The following is a 20,504-nucleotide window of genomic DNA, read 5'->3' as shown; positions in this document are numbered from 1 at the left end:
AACTCTCCATTCATAGAGTCAATACCACATACGCCTGCCAAAACGCAAAAAATATGACAGTCTAAAAATGCGAAAATGATGATGTTTCTGTAATGATATGTGATATCTATCCAATATTGGTGCGGTAACATCAGCCCAAACAGATCTTAGCCAGAACAAGAGGTTTTTATGACCAGTAAATTGAAGCTCACTTTTTCCAACGATGCCCCCGAGGGGGATTGCGTAACCATATGTCTTATTTCTACAGACAGTGTGATTATCCCGAAGCTCGATAAGGATGTTGCGGCTCAGCTGATTGCAAAGATGGCAAGCGCACAATTCACGGGTAAAAAGGGCACAAGCCTGAGTCTGTATCTTGATGTAGGTGTGTATCTGCTTATTGGCGTTGGCGAGATGATCAAGGCGGGAATCCATGCCGAGACAGTCGGCGGCAATTTGTTTACGGCACTTGCGGCGACACCTCATAAGCAGGGCTGGATTCCAGCTCTCAAGCTTGCTGATGAAGTGGCAGCTGATATCATCTTTGGTGTTGAATTGGCTGCTTATCATTTCGAACAGTATTTTACCGAAACGGATAGTGCCGAAGCATCAGTTCAGCTAACTGTTTCCAATGAATTTATTACCGAAGATGATCGTGATCTTGCTGACCGTCAGGCGCTGGCTAACGGGGTAGCGCTGGCGCGCGATCTGGTTTTTGAACCGGCTAATAAACTCTATCCAGAAGCTTTCGCTGACCGCTGTGCATCCTTGTCAGACTTGGGGCTTGATGTCGAAATTCTCGGTGAAGCTGATATGGAAGCTCTTGGTATGGGAGCACTTCTTGGTGTCGGTCAGGGGTCACGTCGTGAATCACGTATGGTGGTGATGAACTGGCGTGGTGGTAAAGACGAAGCCCCGTTAGCGCTTGTCGGAAAAGGGGTGACCTTTGACACGGGGGGCATATCGCTCAAACCTGCCAAAGGCATGGAAGATATGAAATGGGATATGGGTGGCGCGGCGGCGGTAACGGGGGCTATGGCCGCTATTGCTGGGCGTAAAGTGAAACGAAATGTAGTTGGTGTCATTGGCCTAGTTGAGAACATGCCTGACGGTAATGCACAGCGTCCCGGGGATGTGGTCACGGCAATGTCTGGTAAAACGATTGAAGTTATCAACACCGATGCAGAAGGCCGCTTAGTGCTTGCCGACGCATTGCATTATACGGAAACGCGCTTTGAACCAGCAATGATGGTTAATCTTGCAACCTTAACCGGCGCTATCATTGTATCACTGGGCAAGGAATATGGGGGACTGTTCAGCAATAGTGATGAGTTGGCCGCACAGTTGACCCAAGCTGGTATGGCAACCGAAGAAAAGCTGTGGCGTCTGCCAATGGGCAAGGCCTATGATAAGATGCTCAAATCCCATATTGCGGATATGAAGAATATTGGCGGCCCTTATGGTGGTTCGATTACGGCAGCCTGTTTCCTTGAACGGTTTGTTTCCAAAACCCCTTGGGCACATCTTGATATTGCTGGTAAAGCATGGTCGGACAAGGCCACGGCGACGGTGCCAAAAGGTGGCACTGGTTTTGGTGTCCGGTTGCTGAATCGTCTTGTTGATAATTGGACAACAGCCCATATCACGGCAAATGACGGTTAAAAGTGAAGCTTTGAAACAGTAAAGGCATCGGGTATGGCGCCGAATGAGTAAAATAGATTTTTATCACCTTACCCAGACGGATATGGAAACTGTTCTGTTGATGCTGCTCAAAAAAACACTGGCAGCGGGGAAAAAGGCACTCATTCTATGTCCCCAGCCTGCCGCCTCGGCTCTTGATACAGATTTATGGACGCGCGAACCGGACTCATGGTTTGCGCATGGGCTGGATGATGCAGATGGGCAAGATATTGCCAAAATCTGGATTTCAACCGATATGGCTGTTAATCCAATCAAGGCCGAATTTGTGTTTTTGTTGCATGGAAGTGTGCCTGCCGAAATTAGCCAATTTGAAAGAGTCTTTAATCTGTTTGATGGCCGATCCGAGGCTCAGGTTCAGCATGCGCGTATCCAATGGAAAAGCTGGGCTGATCTTGGCACTGTAGAGCGTGGTTACTTTGCCGAAACGGATGATGGCCGATGGGAGAAAAAGGCCTAAATCCATTTGTCTGATAAATCTATGAAGTTATGACTTGTGCCAAACGGTCTGCTCTTGTATTGAAGCCGAATATTCCATTATCGCTGATATCAGAGGATCGCAACATGGCACTCGAAAGAACTTTTTCCATCATCAAACCTGATGCAACACGCCGTAATTTGACAGGTCAGGTCAATGCCCGCCTCGAAGCTGCAGGCCTACGCATTGTCGCACAAAAGCGCGTTCTTCTTAGTGACCGCGAAGCTAAAGAATTTTACGCAGTTCATGCCGAACGCCCGTTTTACAATGATCTGGTGTCATTTATGACATCGGGTCCGGTTGTTCTGCAGGTCCTTGAAGGCGATGGCGCTATTGCTAAAAATCGCGAGACAATGGGCGCAACTAACCCAGCAGATGCAGCGGATGGCACAATTCGTAAAGATTTTGCTGAATCAATCGAAGCCAACTCTGTTCATGGATCAGACAGCCCTGAAAATGCGGCGATCGAGATTGCCTACTTCTTTGCTGGTTCAGAAATCACTGGCTAAATGAATATGCCGAAAAGGCGTGTCCACTTCAAAAGCACAAAGGCGGGTGAAATCCCGCCTTTTGTATATATTATTATTTATCTATTTATTTATATGAAGTTAGCCTAGAGCAAGGTTGCTGCCATGGCTATAAGCGTAACAATCACCAAGCCGATAACAATCTTTGAGGCGGTCATAAAGCCATTATAAATAGCCAGATGCGACTTGGCCTGCTTGTCAAAATCTGAAGTGTCCATGTTTACTCTCTCCTACAGTATACATTGCTTTTTAAACTGTTAATTACCTATTTTATGACCCATACCATCGTAAAAATCAATGCGGCATTAAGGCCAAATTAATGCCGTTTCAATCTGAAGTCGCGCTTTATGGCCAAGGCGGCTAAGCGCGGCTTCTCTGTTATGCCACTTAACGCCTGAGTGGCTGAGTTCAAGATCACCATGGGCCAGACTGCTAAGCACAAGCGGATATAAAATATGCTCAAGCGCTAATACGCGTGTAGCCAATGTTGTGGCGGTATCTTCTGGATTTATAGTGAGCGCCGCTTGCAGAATGATTGGGCCGTCATCGAGTTGTTCTGAAACAATATGGACGCTAACGCCATGCTGTTTGGCACCATCCGCTAGCGCGCGCTCATGCGTATCAAGCCCTTTATAGGCGGGTAAAAGCGAAGGGTGAATGTTCAGAATGCGGGCCGTAAATCGGTCGATGAATGCGGCGCCGACGATGGCCATATATCCAGCCATGAAAATATAATCAGGCTCAGCATCAGCCAGAATGGCGCACATGGCGTGGTCATGATCTTCACGTGTGTCAAAATTCGAACGATTGACAATTTTGGTTGGAATGCCGCGTGCAGCGGCACTATCGATGCCTGTACATGGTTTGTTTGCGACAACCAGACAAATCGTACTGTGATGATTAGCTTCAATGTCGTCAGCTAACGCTTCCATATTGCTACCACGTCCAGAAATAAGAATGGCGACGCGTGTCATGGAACGATCTATTTGCCTTGCCAATGATGGCTATTATTCAAAACCACCGGAGGTGAGTTCTCACGAGGACGCAAGCTACCCATGATGGTGGCATCTGGCTCAATACCGTCATGTAAGCTGGCCAGCATGGTTTCGGCTTGATCAGGGCTGGTGAAAATGATGAGGCCGATTCCACAATTAAAGGTGCGCGCCATTTCGTGTAATTCCATATTACCACTATCACGAAGCCAGCCAAAAACCGGCGGCAAATCATAAAGTGCACAATCAATGTCAAAAGTCAGATCATTGGCATAGATGCGCGGTGGATTTTCAATCAATCCACCACCAGTCACATGCACAATGCCTGATACGCCGCCATGCGCAAGGGCGGTTTTGGCGGCTTTCTGATAAATACGGGTAGGGGTTATTAAGGCCTCACCAAGCGATTGTGCTGGGTCAAACGGTGCTGCTGCGGATAGATCGGCACCAGTGACGTCAATAATTTTTCTGACAAGTGAGAAACCGTTTGAATGAACGCCAGAAGATGGGATGCCAATTGCAACATCACCAGCCTTGGGTTGGCCAGGAGCCAGTAAGGTGCCACGCTCAGCAGCGCCAACACAAAAGCCTGCTAGATCATAACTGCCAGCCCCATAAAGCCCTGGCATTTCAGCCGTTTCACCGCCGATCAGCGCACAATCGGATTCAATGCAACCATCGGCAATGCCAGCAATCACGTCAGCAGCCACACGCGGTTCCAGCTTGCCTGTCGCAAAATAATCCAAAAAGAACAAGGGCATAGCGCCTTGTGCTAGAATATCGTTAGCGCACATGGCAACCAAATCAATGCCAAGGCCACGATGAATATTGATTGCTTTGGCCAATTCCAGCTTTGTGCCCACGCCATCGGTGGCAGCTACCAGAATAGGGTCGGAAAAGCCAGCAGCTTTCAAATCGAACAGGCCACCGAAACCACCAAGATCTGCCTCAGCACCGCTTCGTCTTGTGCGCTTTGCATGCGGGGCAATTTCACGCACAAGGGCGTCACCCGCGTCTATATCGACACCAGCATCTTTGTAACTTAGCGAATTTGTATTGTTTTGTTGGTTAGACATGCTGGTCTCGGCGCATTTGAGTGATATAAGAAGTATAGTCTTTTATGCATCAGGATCATAGGCGTTGTACGTATGTCTGTAACGTTATTTTCATTTTTACGTCTTCGAGCAGACCTTTATCGGTATCTCGTCTCTGCTTTTTGTTTTCGTATTGGCTTTTTGATGAGCATCGGTCTGATCATGACATCGGCTGCCAATGCCTCTGAACGTTGTGTCGAACCTGTTTTTGGGGTTGCTGACATCGTAATTGACCAGACGGCGGACAATGCCAATGCCGCACGGACAAAAGGGATGCGTTTGGCTGCTGAAAGGGCGTTCACGATCGTGCTTGATCGGCTATTAATGGCACCAGAACGTCGTGATGCGTTTTTGCAAAAGCATGATCTAGATGAGTTCACGGATTTTGTTCACATCATTGAAGAAAATAATCTACCAAAGCGCTACATAGGTCGCCTTGATTTTTGTTTTGATGCCCAGCGCCTTCGCACGGCGCTAAAGCAGGCTAATCTTCGCTGGTCAGAATTGCAAAGCCCACCGATCCTTGTGGTGCCAGTTTGGAATGGCACAGATGGTGCCCGCGCATGGCAATTGAAAAACAAGTGGATTGGTGCTTGGCATCAATTTGTCGGTAATAATACAGGTCTGGTTTCTTTTCGTATTCTGCGACCAACTCTATATCGTGAGCGCCGGTTACGCGCCGAAGATTTGTCTGCTGCTAATCAGCAACATCTGGCCAGCGCGGCGGTTCTGGCTGAAGCACAGCAGGTGCTTTTGGTTATTGCCAATGAAGATTACGAGGGCAGCACCCGCCTAATAGATGTATCTGCTGACTTGTATGATAGTGATGGCAAATATTTATCCGCAGTTTTCAAACATGGCAAATCAGCGATAGGCAAAGTTGCAGGTAAGAATGATCTCGCTACGATCGTTAATCGCCATATTGTTAGCATTGCCAAATCAATGGAAGAAGGCTGGCATGCTGCTAATTTGATGGGGGACCCCGTTTCGAGCCGACTGACTGTTGAGGTGCCCATTGACACTTTGACTGACTGGGCATCACGTCTGCAGACGTTACGTGCGATTGCTGTGATTGATAAAATGGAAATTCATAAATTAGATATAACTTCGGCAATCATTTCACTGCAACTTGTTGGGCCCGTTACGGCACTTGAAAATGCTCTGGCAGTTCATAACCTGCAGTTACGCATGAAGGATGATGGCTTGCCTGTCTTGACTGTGGCGCAGGGTAATTAGGATCTAATATGCAGCAAATTCCAATGGATTTGTCTTTCCGGTCAGCACAGGACCGAGACAATTTTTTCATTAGTGCAAGCAACCAGCTTGCGGCTGATTGGATTGATCGCTGGCCTGATTGGCCTGGCCAGATGCAGGCGCTAAATATTGTCGGAGAGCCCGGTTCTGGAAAATCACATCTTGCGGCTGTTTGGCAAGAACAAACCGGTTCGGTGTCACTATCCAAAGCTGATGCGGATATGGTTCATAGGTTGATGGAAAAAAATGCTGAGGCACCATGCTTTATTCTTGATAATTTATCCGCAGAAAATAGCGACGAAGAGGCACTTTTCCATTTTTTGAATGCAATCAAGTCGGTTCAGGGATCGTTATTGATTTTGTCATCCATGCCCATCGCTTTGATGAATTGGAAGCTGGCTGATTTAATGTCGCGCTTGAAAGCCATCAACGTGGCGCAGATCGAATTGCCTGACGATATGCTGTTATTTGCATTACTGGAAAAATACTTTGCTGAACGACAGCTTGTCGCGCCCCATAATATGCTTCATTATATTGTTAGTCGGATGGATAGATCATTCAGTGCGGTGCATCAGATTGGTGCTGCATTAGATCGTGAAGCCCTAGCCAGTAAAAAGAGTTTGTCGGTTAATCTGGCGCGAGACGTTCTGCATAAACAACTAGAAATAGACATTTAAAACATTGCTTTCAAAGAAGATTGCAAAAAAATTAATAAGGTGAATAGCATGCTTGATTTTGGAATTGCGAATAGAAATGCCATTGTTTGTGCGTCAAGTAAGGGGCTCGGCTTTGGCTGTGCCGACGCTTTGGCAGGGGCTGGCGTCAATGTAACGATGTGCGCAAGGGGTGGTGATGTGCTTCGTGATGCGGCAAAGCTTATTCGTGACAAGCATAATGTAAAGGTGACAGAAGTCGTTTGCGATGTGACCACAGATGAAGGCCGCGCCGCATTGCTTGATGCTACCAGTGATGTTGATATTTTGGTTAATAATGCTGGTGGCCCCCCTCCGGGTGATTTTCGTGATTGGACACGTGAGACATGGATCACGGCGCTTGATGCGAACATGCTGGCTGCGTTCTCGCTGATTCAGGCTGTGATTGATCCGATGATCGAACGAAAGTTTGGGCGTATTGTCAATATCACGTCAGGGTCGGTTAAATCACCAATCCCGGCACTTGGTCTTTCAAATGGTGCGCGTGCGGCGCTTACTGGATTTTGCGCTGGTCTTTCGCGTCAGGTAGCGGAGCATAATGTTACCATTAACGGGTTACTGCCAGGTCAGTTCAATACAGACCGGATAGAATCATTAATTGCCAATTCAGCTAAAAATGACGGTCGCTCACCTGATGATGTGCGCACTAGCTTTGAACAGGCTACGCCGGCTAAACGGCTTGGCGAGATTGAGGAGTTCGGGTTTGCCTGTGCGTGGATGTGTAGCGCGCATTCAGGCTTTCTAACAGGCCAGAACATCCTGATGGATGGTGGTAAATTTAACAGTACGCTATAGTCTAGCTAAGCTCGATTACCCTGATTTTGCCGTTTTTAACGGCAAGACCAATCTCGCCCGATTTCAGTTTCAAGGCGGTGTTGCCAAATACCTCGCGGCGCCAGCCTTGTAGCGCTCTTATCGGTGCGTTATCGTCAGTGGCCAGTAACTCTAAATCGTCACTCGAAGCAATGAGTCTTGGCGCAATATTATGTTGATCGGTCGTATATTTCAGCAATACCCGAAGTAATTCCATAACAGCTTGGGGCGGCTTAACAGGCTTGCCCCGTGATGGGATGACAGGTAATTCGCTCTCGGGAATAGACGCAACATCTTGAATGACTTTGAGTACAGGTTTAACAAATTTGCCATCAGTGCCACCGGGAAAATTCCTGATTTTGCTGAATTCGTTGATTGTATTGGGCGCTGTACCGGCAAGGTCAATCAAAGTCTCATCACGTATCACCCGATTGCGTGGTACGTTACGATTCTGCGCTTCAATCTCGCGCCAGGCGGCCAGTCGCATTAACCGCATTAATGCAGGTGCTTTCAAATGCCTAATTTTAATACGTTTCCAGGCATTCTCAGGTTTGGTGACATAGGTTGCCGGATCAGAGAATTTTTTGAATTCTTCATCGAGCCAATTAGTTCGGTTTTCACTAGCAATCTTGTCCAGCATGATTGGATATATCTGTGCCAGATAAATAACATCGTCCAACGCATAGGAAATCTGTCTGTCGGTAAGAGGGCGCTTTGACCAGTCAGTAAAGCGCGATGTCTTATCGACATTTTTACCTAGAATGGACTTTACCAGACTGTCATAGCCAATCTGGTCGCCATGTCCACATACCAAACCTGCAATTTGGGTATCATAAACAGGGCTTGGCAACCCACCCATTTCATTTAGAAAAATTTCCATATCCTGATTGCCAGCATGAAACACCTTGATGATACTTTCATCTCGCATAAGGCTCCACAAGGGTTCCAGATTTAAGTTTTTAGCCAAAGGATCAATAGCCACCGCCTTGGTGCCATCACCGACCTGTATCAGGCAAAGTTGTGGGTAATAGGTGCGTTCGCGCATGAATTCTGTATCAATGGCGAGGAAGGGCTTGCCCCGAAATTCATCGACCACACGTAACAAATCTGCATTCGTTGTTATCAGGGCGTCGGGCGGTAGCTTTTCGAGTGGGATGGAATTATCGGGCTCATTGCGCTTTGCGTGGGAATATTTTTTGTGATTTTGATCCATTTTACCTCAATCCTCAATCGTGTGTATAAGGTAAAAAATCGGCATGGCAAAGATAAACCTATTGAAATCATCAACGCGCGTTCATAAATTTCTAATATGAAATCACAATATATCAAAACCGGATGCGTCACGCTTCTCTCAGGAATGATGTTTTTTTCCGTCGTACAACCTGGTCTGGCTGGGGCTGTTGTTGCGCATCGTGCGTTTTATGAAATGACAATTGGCGAGATGAATAAAAACTCGTCGGTGTTAAGTGTGTCAGGTCGGTCAGCCTATTCGGTTGAGCGCGATTGTGATGGCTGGCGTTCAGTTGAAGATTATGTCATCGAATTCGGCGGTGCAGGCGGTAATGTTCAACGCATTCTATCGCATTTCGAGTCATGGGAAGCTGACGCCGGTGACAAATACAGTTTTGATATTGAGGAAAAAAGCACTTTTGAAGGTGATAAGCAATTTGGTGGCTTTGCCCAAATGACAGAACAGGGTGGGGACGCGGTTTTTACGAATGAATTAAATGATAAAATTGTTTTGCCTAGTGATACTTATTTCCCGATGCAGCATGTTGAGGAAATAATCGAATCGGCAAATGCGGGAACTAGGATTATTGCGGCCAGTGTGTTCACGGGTGCCGAACCAGAAGATGCCTTGATGACAACAAACACGGTTATTGGGGGCTGGCGCTCAAGCGCAGCGCCAAATTCTTTTGGTGGCTTTGCTGACAAAGGTTTTTGGCCAGTTCATGTTGCCTATTTCAAGCCTTTGGCAACAGCGTCTGAACCATCTTATGAAATCAATTTTTCGTTACAGTCGAACGGTGTCGTTCGTGATTATGAAATTGATTATGGCGAATTCAGCATTAAGGCCAATTTACTAAATATCGAAGATGTCAGCTTGCCAGTATGCAATTAAAGCTGGTTGGTTTTATCCGTTTAAAAAGGCCGCACCTGCCACAACAGCATTATGCCCTGATTGTGACTGTAAAAGCTGGGTTTTGACCTTTGCGGTGTGAACATATCCTGGCCATTTGCGTGGTACAGTGGTTAATAGCCTTTCAAAGCACCCTACAGCGCCCCCAAGTATTATAACATCCGGATCAACCATATTGATGATCAAAGCGGTTGCGCGGCCAATACGGTCTTCTAGAACCTGCAAGGCACTCTCGGCGACAATGTCCATACTATGTGCCGCTGTTGCGATTGCGGTGGCAGATAGTTGGCTGTCGGTAATGCGGAAATAATCATCTTCCATGCCGCGCGCTGACACAAAGCTGTCAAGACATCCAACACGTCCACACCAACAATCATGTCCGTCCAGTTCATGTGGTACTGGCCATGGAAGGGGGATATGGCTCCAGTTTGCGGCAATGTCATTACGGCCCCGTATCAATTTTTTATCGATCACCAGCCCGCCCCAGCTACTGTCATCTATCAGCATACCAAAGACATTTTCATGGTCCTTGGCCCCAGCATGTCGTGCTTCCCATAAGGTGAAGCACGCCCCACTATTGGCCAGCGTCACATGCCGTCCCAAAGATGCCTGAAGATCAGCTTGCAGGTTTTTACCGTTTAACGACTCCAGATAGCTATTTTGTGCCACGCCTTCATGCACAAAACCTGGCACTGCAACGCCGACAATATCATCATGGGATATGTCTGCTGTTACTGTGGCTATCAGGCTGGCGATGGTACGAAGAATGTCTTGATAACTATCTAAAGGTGTTGCGGCCTGTTTTAGACATAAAAATTCACCGCCATCCGAAAGAATGGCGGTGCTGATAAAACGCGATCCAATGTCTAAACCAAGACGCATGCTGAAACCAGCACTTGGCTATTACTTGATTTTTGCTTCACGAAACAGGACATGTTTGCGTGCGCGAGGATCAAATTTCTTGAGCTCCAGCTTTTCTGGCTTTGTACGTGGGTTCTTTTTGGTCACGTAGAAATAGCCTGTATCGGCTGTGCTAACGAGCTTGATTTGAAGGGTAGCAGGCTTTGCCATGTCACTAACTCCGGATAGGGGCGCGTTAACGCCGTAAAACTGGCCGCAAATTGCGTGATTATGACGCTAATGTCAAGTCAGATCATCGGCTTTTTCGGCGGCTTGATTTGTTTTTTCTGTGACTGGATCGTTTAGCCGCTTTTGCTGATGATCGGTTTTCACCCTTTTTATGCGCCATTCGGCTATTTCGGTTTGGGCGGTCGCCACTTAATCCGCCGCTGACCCAGCGTAGCAGAATGCCGCCAGAAACGGCATTAACCTCGGCAATCTGAACGCCCAGTTCGGTGCCGATGCCGAATGTCCAGCCGGTATGACGCCCTTCGAGCCATTGACCTGATGCGTCCAGATCATAATAATCATCAGGCAGATTTTTTAGCGGCAGAAATCCGTCAGCCTTGCCATCATCAAGACGCAAAAAGGCGCCAAAGCCAGTAATGGCAACAATGACAGCATCCATTGTTTCATTTATGCGACTTTCAAAAAATGCCGCTGCGAACCGGTCAATACTTCGTCGTTCTGCTCCGGCGGCATTCGCTTCGGTTTCAGAAATATGCGTGCAAATTTCACCCATTATCTCAAGCGGCATATCTAAAAGCCCATCAACCGGTGCCTTTTTCCCTTTTGCGGCGTGATCGACAAGTGCGCGGTGAACCAGCAAATCTGCATAGCGGCGAATAGGTGATGTGAAATGGGCATAATTTCTTAGGGATAAACCAAAATGACCAATGTTATTAATATCATAGACAGCTTTAGATTGGCTGCGTAATACAGCTTCATTAACCATCAATTCATCGGTTGTGTCTTTAACATGGGCAAGTAATTTGTTGAAATGATGTGGTTGTAAAACCTGTCCACGGGTAAATTTACCACCAATAGCATCTGCCAGTTTGTGCAGACTATCCGCTTTTTTGGGATCAGGTGCATCATGAACGCGAAATACGCATGGGCGTTTGGCAGCTATCAACGTATCTGCGGCGGCAACATTGGCGGCGATCATGAAATCTTCAATCAGTCGTTGTGACTCGCTTTGTTTACGTAGGGCAATGCCAACAGCATTATTACTGTCATCAAACTCGACGCGGCGTTCCTGAAGATCAAGTGCAAGTGGCTCGCGGGCGGTGCGGTCAATATTTAACGCATGCCATGCGCCAAACAGCGCATGCAATGTGCCGTGTGGTACGTCGGCATCAGCTTCATCAAGCGTGCCATCAAATACGGCCTGTACCGTGTCATAGGTCAGACGAGCATGAGATTTGATCAAGGCGCGCTGTATTGAATGACTAATCCTTTGTCCCTCATTATCGATAAATATCTCGGCTACCATGGCGGCTCTATCTTCATGTGGCCGCAATGAGCATAGATCATTCGAGATAGCTTCAGGCAACATGGGCACCACCAAATCTGGCAGATATACAGAATTTCCCCTTGTTCTGGCTTCCTTATCAAGGGCGGAGCCTTGCCGTACGTAATGTGATACGTCAGCGATAGCGATCAAAAGCCGCCAACCACCAGTGTCAGTTGGCTCGGCAAAGACCGCATCATCAAAATCCTTGGCATCGGCACCGTCAATGGTGACAAGTGCGGTATCACGTAAATCTAGCCGCCCTTTCGCAGGTGGTGTCTTAAGCGCATTGGCTTCACTGATGACAGCATCAGGGAAATGGTGGCGTATGTTGAATTCAGCAATCGCCAGCGCGCTGAATGCGCCTGTATTACTGGATGATCCAAGATTGCGAATGATTCTAGCGGTCTTTGCCAGATACCCTTTTGAGGGCAGTAATTCGGCTTCGACAAGGTCGCCAGCTACGCAAGGTGCTGATGATGATGTCTGTAAATTAATGGCGTCGCGTTTGCCGCGTTCGGCAGGCATGAGCTTAAAGCCCTTATTTGATGCAATGACCTCGCCAAACAGCCTTTTTTGCTGGCGTTCAAGAACTTTGATAATGCGTGCTTCATATAGATTGGGGCCGACCCGGGCGAGGCGCGCTAAGATTGTCTGGCCAACAGATGGCGCGCGTCCTGCTTTGCGACTCAGGATGACACGTATTTCGGGGGCATCGGCTTCATCATCACTATTTTCACCGGCAACACGTGCCATACCATCACCATTATCGTCGAATGATACGAGTTCAAGCACAGTGACTTCGGGTAATTGATCAGGCGTTGCGATACGTCGTCCATCGCGGCGCGCCAGAATACCCTGTTCGCTCAGGCTTCGTAAAAGCCGTCGCAAGGGCGCGCGATAGTCCTGTCCAATATTGAACGCGCGGGCAATCTCACGCTGGGTAGGAGGGGTAGCACAGCTATTCACATAATCAGTAATGGCCTGTTGCGTGGGTAGCCCGGTTATAGTCTTGTCATCGCTATTGTCTTGATCAGCCACTAGCTATCTTTCTTGGCGCTCTTTTTAGCGGTCGCTTTTTTCTTGGTTGCGGCTTTCTTCTTAGGTGCGGCTTTCTTCTTGGCTGCGGCCTTTTTGGCCGGTTTCTTTGCTGGCGTTTTGGCGGCTTTTTCGGCGAGAAGCTCAATCGCCTGTTCCAGCGTCACATCTGCTATATCAACGTCTTTTGGCAGTGTCGCGCGAAGTTTATTATGTTCAACATAGGCGCCATAGCGGCCAGCTTTGACATAAACATCGCCTTTGGCTGGATGTGCGCCAAGTACACGCCCCTTTTTCTTGGCCGATTCGGCAAGCAAATCAACGGCCCGATTAATGCCTACAGTCAATAAATCGTCATCAGCAGGCAGGCTGGTAAAACCGCCTTGATATTTCAGATAAGGGCCAAAGCGTCCCAGCCCAGCCTGAATCATGTCGCCTGTTTCGGGATGTGCCCCCACCTCACGTGGAAGTGCCAATAGCGACAATGCACGATCAAGATCAATGGCGGCAGCGCTTTCTCCTTTTGGCAAGGACGCACGTTTCGGCTTCTTGGTTTCAGGGTCACCAATCTGAACATAAGGCCCATAGGGGCCTTTTCGCAGGAATACTGGCAGTTCGGTTGCCGGATCAATACCGAGATTTTTATCACCCACGGGTGCATCATCCTCAGTACCATCACTATCGGTTAGTTTGCGAGTGAATTTACAATCAGGATAATTTGAACAGCCCACAAAAGCACCAAATTTTCCAAGCTTTAGACCAAGCCGTCCATCGTCACAATTCGGACATGAGCGCATCAAAGCGCCATTTTCATCAGCTTTGAAAAAATGCGGCCCCAACTCTTCGTCCAGAACGTCAAGGACGTTTGTAATCGTCAGGTCTTTGGTGCCATCGATAGCGGATTTAAAATCACGCCAGAAATTGGCAAGCAACGCTTTCCAGTCCAGTCGGCCAGCCGAGACTTCGTCAAGCTGGCTTTCAAGCTGTGCAGTGAAATCATATTCGACATAACGGTCAAAAAAGTTGCCAAGGAACGTCGAAACAAGACGGCCGCGATCTTCAGGTATGAAGCGATTACGGTCTTTGACGACATAATCACGATTCTGCAAGACCTGAATAATTGAAGCATAGGTCGAAGGTCGGCCAATGCCAAGCTCTTCCATACGTTTGACAAGGCTGGCATCGGTGAAACGTGGAGGTGGCTGGGTAAAATGCTGTTCTGGTGACACGTTCTGTGTATCCAGATTTTCGCCTTCTTTCATTTCTGGAAGCAGATTAGAACGGGTTTCGTCCTTTTCATCTTTATCGTCTTGGCTTTCCATATATACGGACAAATAACCATCGAAAACCATCACTTGGCCATTGGCGCGCAAGGTAACAGTTCCCGCAGGATCAGTAATATCAACACCAGTTTGGTCTAGTTCGGCAGATTGCATCTGACTGGAAATCGTACGTTTCCAGATCAACTCATAAAGTCTGAACTGGTCATGATCCAGAAAGCTACGCATCGCTTCCGGGTCGCGGGTAATATCTGTCGGGCGGATAGCCTCGTGCGCTTCTTGTGCATTAGCGGCCTTGGTCTTGTAAATACGAGGGCTATCTGGCAGATAGCGGTTACCAAAGCGCGATCCAATATCGTCCCGTAAGGCAGCTATGGATTCCTTGCCAAGCTGAACGCCATCGGTTCGCATATAGGTAATCAGACCTGTTGTGTCACTGCCAATATTTATACCTTCATAAAGGCGCTGGGCAATCTGCATTGTGCGGCTTGCTGAAAAGCCAAGCTTGCGCGAAGCTTCCTGTTGCAAGGTCGATGTAGTGAATGGTGGTGATGGATTACGTTTGACGCGTTTGGTCTCAATCGTTTTAACCGATAAATCAGCAGCATTGATCTTGGCTTCAGCGGCTTTTGCGGCGGCTTCGTTTGGGATATCCAATTTGCCAAGTTTTTCACCATCAATATGGGTCAGGCGGGCTGTGAACTCACGGCCATCGGCCTTAGCCATTCTGGTATCCACGCTCCAATATTCATCGGTTATAAAGGCTTCAATTTCGGCTTCACGTTCGCAAATCAGGCGCAAGGCAACCGATTGGACACGGCCAGCTGATTTTGATCCTGGCAATTTGCGCCACAGAACAGGCGAAATAGAAAAACCAACCAGATAGTCAAGCGCACGTCGCGCACGATAGGCATCGATCAATTCTTCATCTAGCGCGCGCGGGTTGTCCATCGCTGTCAAGATTGCCGATTTGGTGACTTCGTTAAAAACAACGCGCTCGACAGGCATGTCATTTACAAGCTTTTTGGCTTTTAACTGTTCTAATACATGCCAGCTAATCGCTTCCCCTTCACGGTCAGGGTCAGTCGCAAGGATTAACTTGTCAGCATTTTTAAGCGCGCTGGTGATTTCCTTGAGATGTTTTTCAGAACCAGATGAAATCTGCCATTTCATCTCGAAATCATTTTCCGGGGAAACGGATCCGTCCTTGCTTGGCAAATCACAAACATGCCCGTATGAGGCAAGCACTTTATAGCCATCACCGAGGTAACGGTTAATGGTTTTTGCTTTAGCAGGTGATTCGACAATAACAACTTTCATTGGATGATCCGACTAATGGTGGAGGCCATCCGATATAACGTAAAATGTGATTTGTCAAAATATCTGATGCGTTTTTGTCTATTTGACGCATATTTATGCCTTGAATGCCGCTATTTTAGACACCCGGTTACCATGGTGTCGCAAAATGACCCCCGCAAGTTCCAGCTCAAGCAACGCCGCCCATACAATTGAAGCCGGCATATCGCATAGATGAATGATATCATCAATTGCCACTGGATCGGGGCCAACACCTTCAGTGATAATGTTACGGCATTTGTTAACTGCATTGCTATTGGGTTCAGGTGCATTGGCATCTTGAACAGGCGGCGGCGGCGGCTGGGATGCGGTATAGGGCCGACTCAGACATTCAAGGATATCGGATGTGTTTTGCACCAATGTCGCGCCTTCGCGGATCAGCTTGTTACAGCCTTCTGATCTTGGATCAAGTGGAGAGCCAGGAATTGCCATTACCTCGCCACCACGTTCCCCAGTTTCTCGTGCTGTTATTAACGAGCCAGACTTGGCGGCAGCTTCAACCACAATAACGCCATGTGATAAACCGGCGATAATGCGGTTGCGGATTGGAAAATGCCGCGGTGTTGGTTGCGTACCAGGCGGCATTTCGGCCAATAACAGGCCACGCTCAATGATCGAGTCAAAAAGATCAGCGTTTTCTTGCGGATAGACCAGATCTATACCACTGGCGATGACCGCAATGGTACCGGTATCAAGAGCGCCATTATGAGCCGCAGTATCAATGCCGCGGGCGAGCCCCGATACTATGATATAGCCATGTGTGCCAAGTTCGCTGGCTAGCTTTTCGGATAATCGCATGGCATTTATCGAGGCATTACGTGCACCAACCATTGCCAGCATGGGCTTTTGCAACAGATGTATATTTCCCTTGGCCGACAATAAGGCTGGTGCATCATCAAACATATCAAGCTGCCGAGGATATTGCTCGGTGCCGCGAAACAGTAATGTCGCCCCAGCGGCCTCATTAGCGTTAAATTCGGCTTCGGCAACGGCAAGGCTGGCAGGAACCAGTTTTCTGCCCCCGCGTTTGGCTAGTTCGGGTATGGCCCGCAGGGCTTCTTTTGCCGTTTTGTAACGACGCATCAGCAATTTATATGTCATTGGCCCGACATTTTGCGTGCGGATTAACCGAATACGTGCCAGTTTTTCGGAATGTTCCATCCCTATAGCTATAAAGCAGTAACCTTAACTAAAGGTTAACTCAGAAGTATAATATGCTTTATTTTTTCGTTTTGCCATTCTGGCCGATTTTGGTTTCCTGACCGGATAGCAATCGGCCAATATTTGCATGATGGCGCGTCCAGATCAGGCCTGTCATCACGATCATGAAAACCGGGATTAAATGGGCATTATCCATGCTGTCGCTATCAAGAACAAAGGCACCAATGGTTGCTCCCATTGTGGCAACAAGTGCCGCCAGTGACGAATAGCGGGCGATAAAAGCAGTGCCAAGCCATAGCACAGCAAATATAAGACCAAACCGGATGTCCAAAGCGCTCATGACGGCCAGATATGTGGCGACACCTTTCCCCCCTTTGAAGCGAATCCAGACAGGAAAGCAATGTCCAATGATGGCAATCAAACCAGCAAGTGCGGCTACATTTCCATCTGCAAAATGCTTTGCCAGCAGAACGGCAACAGCCCCCTTGCCCGCGTCTAGGATTAAGGTGAGGGCGGCGACAGAGCGTTTTCCCGTTCGTAATACATTTGTAGCACCAATGTTGCCACTGCCGATATCACGAATATCTCCCCCGCCGAACAAACGTGTCAGAACAAGGCCAAATGGAATCGAGCCCATTACATAGGCAGCTAGGCCTATCCATATATAATCAAAACCTGACATAAGCATACCGTAACGTTTGTTTAATCGCGTCTAAAGGTTTCTTTGCCGCTGACATAGGTCGCGTCAATAACGCCTTGAACGGGCTGTCCTTCAAAAGGTGTGATACGCGAAGCCGAGGCAAAGTTCACCCCTTTTACAATCCATCCTGTATCTGGACGGAATAGAATGACATCGGCCATGCTTCCGGGCACCAGACTGCCACCAGGCACATCAAGTATGGTAGCAGGTGCAAGGCTGAGAATTTCAATTGCGCGCATCATGGAAATATGGTCAGCATGCACAAGGCTCATCGTCAGTGCAAATAACGTGTCAATGCCCGATGCGCCTGGCTGTGAAGGCCCAAATGGCTGCATCTTTGCATCACCATCGACGGGCGTATGATCCGATGAAACCGCATCTATTGTGCCATCTGCCAGCCCCTCTATAACAGCAAGTCGGTCGTCTTCGCTTCGTAAAGGCGGCGATAATTTCATAGCCGTATCATAAGTGCTTACAGCCAGTTCGTTCAGGATAAAATATGGTGGAGCGGTATCTGCCGTAACGGGCAAGCCTTCTGCTTTGGCTTTGCGTACAGCGTCAATGCCGGCACGGGTGCTGATATGCGCTACATGGTAACGGCCACCGGTAAGGCGAACCAGATGCAGATCGCGGTCAATGATGATAACTTCGGCAACTGAGGGGCTGCCGATTAGGCCAAGGCGGGTTGATGTTTCGCCTTCATTCATTTCACCATCGGCTGTTAGTGACGCATCTTCACAATGTTGAATGACAGGTTTGTCAATCATACTGGCATAGGAAAGTAACCGTCGCATCACCAGTGCATCCTGAATTGATGTTAGGCCGTTACTAAATCCAATTGCACCGGATTCCGCCATCATGCCTAATTCAGCCATTTCTTTGCCAGCAAGCCCTTTTGTAGCTGCGCCGTAAACATATAGCCGTGACCCACCCTGACGCGATGCGCGAAGGCATAGCGAGTCGATCATGGCGGGATCATCAATTATCGGCAAGGTGTTTGGCAAGCAGGCAAAAGCTGTAACGCCGCCCGCCGCTGCCGCGGACAAAAGGCTGTTCAGGTCTTCAAGATGTTCTGCACCCGGGTCACCAGACTGAACACGCATGTCAACCAAGCCTGGAGCCAGATACCCATGGGTACAATCAACAATTTTTGCATCTTTAGATGGTTTGGGCGCATCGCCTAGGCGACAGTCGGTAATGATGCCGTCTTCAACAGATACATAGCCGATACCATCCATATCTTGAGATGGGTCGATGATATGGGCGTTTATAAACTGGATATCACTCATGAGGCATTATCCAATCCAAGAGCCAGCGCTTCTAGACAGGCCATACGCGCCGCAACCCCCATTTCAACTTGAGTGCGTATCAGGCTTTTTTCAACATCATCAGCAGTTGTCGAGTCAATCTCGACGCCACGGTTCATCGGCCCGGGATGCATGATCAGGGCATCTGGTGCCGACCGTTCGAGTTTGGCTTTATCTAGGCCAAAGAAATTGAAATATTCGCGCTGTGATGGTGTTTCGGTACCGGCCATGCGTTCGGTTTGCAAACGAAGCATCATGACGATATCTGCATCTCTGATGCCTGTTTCCAGATCGGTGAAGACACTGACCCCCATCTGGTCAACAGCCGCAGGCAACAAGGTTGATGGACAGACCAGACGCATTTCAGCACCCAATGTACCCAGCAGGTGAATATTTGATCGGGCGACGCGGCTATTGGCAATATCGCCGCATATGGCGATCCTTAATCCCTCAATACGACCAATACGGCGGCGAATGGTCAGGGCGTCAAGTAACGCTTGTGTGGGATGTTCATGTCTGCCATCGCCGGCATTGATCACCGCCGCGTCAACATGCTGGCTTAGTAATTTGGCGGCGCCAGCACAATTATGGCGAACAACCAGAATATCAGGGTGCATTGCGTTTAATGTGGTAGCTGTATCAAGCAGGGTCTCGCCTTTTTTGACCGACGATCCAGCCACCGCAATGTTTAATACCGAACCGCCAAGACGTTTGGCGGCCAATTCGAAAGAAACGCGGGTCCGCGTTGAATTTTCGTAAAAGAGATTGACTATTGTTTTGCCTTTGAGCGCCGCAGATATGTCTGACTGCGGATTACTGGCAAACATGTCGCCACGGTCGAGAAGGGCGCGGATTAGAAGTGGGGACATGCCCTCAATACCAAGTAGGTGTTTTGATGGAAGGCTTACTGGCACCGAGGCATCAACCGAAGCAGAGTGTTTAGATGACGTCTTGTTCATGAAAATTAGTGTATAATCGAAACTGATGCTTTTGGTCTAGCTATATTTCGAATTGGCAGAATACCATGTTACGAAACTTTTACTCAGGCGTGATTGCGCGATCATGAATTGTATCGAGTGCTGATTGCAAAATCCAGCCAGCGGCAAGGGCATCACGCCGCACTGCGCGTTTGGCGCGGGTCATGTCAGCAGCAATCATAGCGCTTTCGACCGCCTGCGTTGATAGGCGTTCATCTTGGAAAAACACCGGAACATCTCTGATCCGCATGAGGGCATAGGCAAAGTCCCGCGTCGAGTCACATCGTGGTCCAGTCGATCCATCCATATTCACTGGCCATCCAAGAACCAACCCACCCACATTTTGCTCATCCACCAGCTTAAATAGCTCGGCTACATCTGGTGTAAATTTTGTGCGGTACAGGATTTTAACCGGTGTTGCGATTTTCAACCCAGCATCAGATAAGGCCAAACCGATGGTTTTTTTGCCAATATCGAGCCCAAGCAGGCGCTGGCCATCAGAAATTGACTGTTTTACATCGTTTAGCTTGCAGATCGGCATGGTGAATGATATTTCGCTTGTTGAACTTACCCACTAACAGCAA

Annotated in this window: 20 protein-coding genes; 7 read left to right on the top strand and 13 right to left on the bottom strand. The window is 48.2% G+C overall.

Annotation, left to right across the window (positions count from 1 at the left end):
- The first annotated feature begins 168 nt into the window (after positions 1-168).
- The 3 genes from SAR116_RS03245 (at position 169) to ndk (ending at position 2,664) form a co-directional block, all read left to right on the top strand.
- Positions 169-1,641: a leucyl aminopeptidase gene (locus SAR116_RS03245; RefSeq protein ID WP_013045502.1), complete on the top strand. Its 1,473-nt coding sequence runs from the start codon at positions 169-171 to the stop codon at positions 1,639-1,641.
- A 43-nt stretch (positions 1,642-1,684) separates the two neighbouring features.
- Positions 1,685-2,137 carry a DNA polymerase III subunit chi gene (locus tag SAR116_RS03240; RefSeq protein WP_013045501.1) on the top strand — a complete coding sequence of 151 codons (453 nt, stop codon included), beginning with the start codon at positions 1,685-1,687 and terminating at the stop codon, positions 2,135-2,137.
- Between the two features lie 104 nt (positions 2,138-2,241).
- Positions 2,242-2,664, top strand: a complete 423-nt coding sequence (ndk, locus tag SAR116_RS03235) for a nucleoside-diphosphate kinase (RefSeq protein ID WP_013045500.1) — start codon at positions 2,242-2,244, stop codon at positions 2,662-2,664.
- A gap of 104 nt (positions 2,665-2,768) precedes the next feature.
- Here ndk and SAR116_RS13575 read toward each other — a convergent pair whose 3' ends face one another.
- From SAR116_RS13575 to purM, 3 genes are all read right to left on the bottom strand, one after another.
- A complete protein-coding gene (locus SAR116_RS13575) occupies positions 2,769-2,900 on the bottom strand; it encodes an aa3-type cytochrome c oxidase subunit IV (protein WP_148212240.1) in 132 nt (43 codons plus the stop codon).
- A gap of 87 nt (positions 2,901-2,987) precedes the next feature.
- The gene (gene purN / locus SAR116_RS03230; RefSeq protein WP_013045499.1) at positions 2,988-3,656 is read right to left on the bottom strand and encodes a phosphoribosylglycinamide formyltransferase; all 669 of its coding nucleotides are present in this window, start codon (positions 3,654-3,656) and stop codon (positions 2,988-2,990) included.
- Positions 3,657-3,664: 8 nt separating this feature from the next.
- Entirely contained in the window at positions 3,665-4,750 is a 1,086-nt protein-coding gene (gene purM, locus SAR116_RS03225; protein WP_013045498.1) for a phosphoribosylformylglycinamidine cyclo-ligase, read from the bottom strand.
- A gap of 162 nt (positions 4,751-4,912) precedes the next feature.
- On the opposite strand from purM, the gene SAR116_RS03220 reads away from it, so the two are divergent.
- The 3 genes from SAR116_RS03220 to SAR116_RS03210 are packed head-to-tail and all read left to right on the top strand — an operon-like array spanning position 4,913 to position 7,530.
- Positions 4,913-6,004 carry a DUF2066 domain-containing protein gene (locus tag SAR116_RS03220; protein ID WP_041860736.1) on the top strand — a complete coding sequence of 364 codons (1,092 nt, stop codon included), beginning with the start codon at positions 4,913-4,915 and terminating at the stop codon, positions 6,002-6,004.
- 8 nt (positions 6,005-6,012) lie between these two features.
- Positions 6,013-6,699: a P-loop NTPase family protein gene (locus tag SAR116_RS03215; protein WP_013045496.1), complete on the top strand. Its 687-nt coding sequence runs from the start codon at positions 6,013-6,015 to the stop codon at positions 6,697-6,699.
- Between the two features lie 48 nt (positions 6,700-6,747).
- Entirely contained in the window at positions 6,748-7,530 is a 783-nt protein-coding gene (locus SAR116_RS03210) for an SDR family oxidoreductase (protein WP_013045495.1), read from the top strand.
- Between the two features lies 1 nt (position 7,531).
- On the opposite strand, the gene rnd is transcribed toward SAR116_RS03210, so the two are convergent.
- Positions 7,532-8,761, bottom strand: coding sequence for a ribonuclease D (rnd, locus tag SAR116_RS03205; RefSeq protein WP_013045494.1), 1,230 nt, complete (start codon positions 8,759-8,761; stop codon positions 7,532-7,534).
- A gap of 96 nt (positions 8,762-8,857) precedes the next feature.
- On the opposite strand from rnd, the gene SAR116_RS03200 reads away from it, so the two are divergent.
- On the top strand, positions 8,858-9,670 hold the full coding sequence (locus SAR116_RS03200) for a cell envelope integrity EipB family protein (RefSeq protein WP_013045493.1): 813 nt from the start codon (positions 8,858-8,860) through the stop codon (positions 9,668-9,670).
- Between the two features lie 12 nt (positions 9,671-9,682).
- On the opposite strand, the gene SAR116_RS03195 is transcribed toward SAR116_RS03200, so the two are convergent.
- The 9 genes from SAR116_RS03195 to ruvX all read right to left on the bottom strand — a co-directional run bounded on the left by SAR116_RS03195 (position 9,683) and on the right by ruvX (position 20,461).
- A complete protein-coding gene (locus SAR116_RS03195) occupies positions 9,683-10,570 on the bottom strand; it encodes an ROK family protein (RefSeq protein WP_013045492.1) in 888 nt (295 codons plus the stop codon).
- A 21-nt stretch (positions 10,571-10,591) separates the two neighbouring features.
- A complete protein-coding gene (gene rpmG, locus SAR116_RS03190; RefSeq protein ID WP_013045491.1) occupies positions 10,592-10,759 on the bottom strand; it encodes a 50S ribosomal protein L33 in 168 nt (55 codons plus the stop codon).
- 82 nt (positions 10,760-10,841) lie between these two features.
- On the bottom strand, positions 10,842-13,142 hold the full coding sequence (gene rnr, locus SAR116_RS03185; protein ID WP_013045490.1) for a ribonuclease R: 2,301 nt from the start codon (positions 13,140-13,142) through the stop codon (positions 10,842-10,844).
- Positions 13,142-15,739: a type I DNA topoisomerase gene (gene topA, locus SAR116_RS03180; RefSeq protein WP_013045489.1), complete on the bottom strand. Its 2,598-nt coding sequence runs from the start codon at positions 15,737-15,739 to the stop codon at positions 13,142-13,144. Before topA ends, rnr begins: the two co-directional genes overlap by 1 nt.
- Positions 15,740-15,832: 93 nt before the next feature.
- Complete coding sequence (gene dprA / locus SAR116_RS03175) at positions 15,833-16,936, bottom strand: DNA-processing protein DprA (RefSeq protein ID WP_013045488.1); 1,104 nt, start codon at positions 16,934-16,936, stop codon at positions 15,833-15,835.
- 58 nt (positions 16,937-16,994) lie between these two features.
- Positions 16,995-17,618 carry a glycerol-3-phosphate 1-O-acyltransferase PlsY gene (plsY, locus tag SAR116_RS03170; RefSeq protein ID WP_041861104.1) on the bottom strand — a complete coding sequence of 208 codons (624 nt, stop codon included), beginning with the start codon at positions 17,616-17,618 and terminating at the stop codon, positions 16,995-16,997.
- A 20-nt stretch (positions 17,619-17,638) separates the two neighbouring features.
- Positions 17,639-18,925, bottom strand: a complete 1,287-nt coding sequence (locus SAR116_RS03165; RefSeq protein ID WP_013045486.1) for a dihydroorotase — start codon at positions 18,923-18,925, stop codon at positions 17,639-17,641.
- A complete protein-coding gene (locus tag SAR116_RS03160) occupies positions 18,922-19,902 on the bottom strand; it encodes an aspartate carbamoyltransferase catalytic subunit (protein ID WP_013045485.1) in 981 nt (326 codons plus the stop codon). The genes SAR116_RS03165 and SAR116_RS03160 overlap by 4 nt, the downstream gene beginning before the upstream one ends.
- A 79-nt stretch (positions 19,903-19,981) precedes the next feature.
- Positions 19,982-20,461, bottom strand: a complete 480-nt coding sequence (ruvX, locus tag SAR116_RS03155; RefSeq protein ID WP_013045484.1) for a Holliday junction resolvase RuvX — start codon at positions 20,459-20,461, stop codon at positions 19,982-19,984.
- Positions 20,462-20,504: the final 43 nt, after the last annotated feature.

The organism is Candidatus Puniceispirillum marinum IMCC1322, assembly GCF_000024465.1.
Lineage (GTDB): Bacteria > Pseudomonadota > Alphaproteobacteria > Puniceispirillales > Puniceispirillaceae > Puniceispirillum > Puniceispirillum marinum.
Note: the sequence above shows the minus strand (reverse complement) of the source record. Positions and strands in the feature narration are given on the sequence as shown.

Bases quoted from the DNA above. Each gene is read 5' to 3' on its own strand.
- SAR116_RS03245 (WP_013045502.1), top strand. From the start codon at position 169: ATGACCAGTAAATTGAAGCTCACTTTTTCCAACGATGCCCCCGAGGGG.
- SAR116_RS03240 (WP_013045501.1), top strand. From the start codon at position 1,685: ATGAGTAAAATAGATTTTTATCACCTTACCCAGACGGATATGGAAACT.
- ndk (WP_013045500.1), top strand. From the start codon at position 2,242: ATGGCACTCGAAAGAACTTTTTCCATCATCAAACCTGATGCAACACGC.
- SAR116_RS13575 (WP_148212240.1), bottom strand. From the start codon at position 2,900: ATGGACACTTCAGATTTTGACAAGCAGGCCAAGTCGCATCTGGCTATT.
- purN (WP_013045499.1), bottom strand. From the start codon at position 3,656: ATGACACGCGTCGCCATTCTTATTTCTGGACGTGGTAGCAATATGGAA.
- purM (WP_013045498.1), bottom strand. From the start codon at position 4,750: ATGTCTAACCAACAAAACAATACAAATTCGCTAAGTTACAAAGATGCT.
- SAR116_RS03220 (WP_041860736.1), top strand. From the start codon at position 4,913: ATGAGCATCGGTCTGATCATGACATCGGCTGCCAATGCCTCTGAACGT.
- SAR116_RS03215 (WP_013045496.1), top strand. From the start codon at position 6,013: ATGCAGCAAATTCCAATGGATTTGTCTTTCCGGTCAGCACAGGACCGA.
- SAR116_RS03210 (WP_013045495.1), top strand. From the start codon at position 6,748: ATGCTTGATTTTGGAATTGCGAATAGAAATGCCATTGTTTGTGCGTCA.
- rnd (WP_013045494.1), bottom strand. From the start codon at position 8,761: ATGGATCAAAATCACAAAAAATATTCCCACGCAAAGCGCAATGAGCCC.
- SAR116_RS03200 (WP_013045493.1), top strand. From the start codon at position 8,858: ATGAAATCACAATATATCAAAACCGGATGCGTCACGCTTCTCTCAGGA.
- SAR116_RS03195 (WP_013045492.1), bottom strand. From the start codon at position 10,570: ATGCGTCTTGGTTTAGACATTGGATCGCGTTTTATCAGCACCGCCATT.
- rpmG (WP_013045491.1), bottom strand. From the start codon at position 10,759: ATGGCAAAGCCTGCTACCCTTCAAATCAAGCTCGTTAGCACAGCCGAT.
- topA (WP_013045489.1), bottom strand. From the start codon at position 15,739: ATGAAAGTTGTTATTGTCGAATCACCTGCTAAAGCAAAAACCATTAAC.
- dprA (WP_013045488.1), bottom strand. From the start codon at position 16,936: ATGGAACATTCCGAAAAACTGGCACGTATTCGGTTAATCCGCACGCAA.
- plsY (WP_041861104.1), bottom strand. From the start codon at position 17,618: ATGTCAGGTTTTGATTATATATGGATAGGCCTAGCTGCCTATGTAATG.
- SAR116_RS03165 (WP_013045486.1), bottom strand. From the start codon at position 18,925: ATGAGTGATATCCAGTTTATAAACGCCCATATCATCGACCCATCTCAA.
- SAR116_RS03160 (WP_013045485.1), bottom strand. From the start codon at position 19,902: ATGAACAAGACGTCATCTAAACACTCTGCTTCGGTTGATGCCTCGGTG.
- ruvX (WP_013045484.1), bottom strand. From the start codon at position 20,461: ATGCCGATCTGCAAGCTAAACGATGTAAAACAGTCAATTTCTGATGGC.